Raw genomic sequence first — 243 nt, 5'->3', positions numbered from 1 at the left:
ACTAAGAAAAGTAAATTCTAACGCCTCACTAGGAATAAGTTCTCATAATTATGGCAACTCCTTTGATATTTCTTATGTAAGATTCAATAATATTCTCAAGTACAATCCGAAAATGGAAGTGGCATTAGAAAAAGTTTTAAAGCACTATGCGGATGCTGGTAGAATTTATTACATTAAAGAAAAACAACAAAGCTGTTATCATATTACGGTGAAAAATTATTAGTTAAATTCTTACTTGCATAG

1 protein-coding gene is annotated in these 243 nt (G+C 29.2%); it reads left to right on the top strand.

The window, feature by feature from the left end:
- A partial coding sequence (locus SB679_RS25900) for a DUF5715 family protein (RefSeq protein WP_410705251.1) occupies positions 1-223 on the top strand: 223 nt, incomplete at its 5' end.
- Between the last annotated feature and the right edge of the window lie 20 nt (positions 224-243).

This window comes from Chryseobacterium sp. SIMBA_029 (assembly GCF_046535275.1).
Lineage (GTDB): Bacteria > Bacteroidota > Bacteroidia > Flavobacteriales > Weeksellaceae > Chryseobacterium.
Note: the sequence above shows the minus strand (reverse complement) of the source record. Positions and strands in the feature narration are given on the sequence as shown.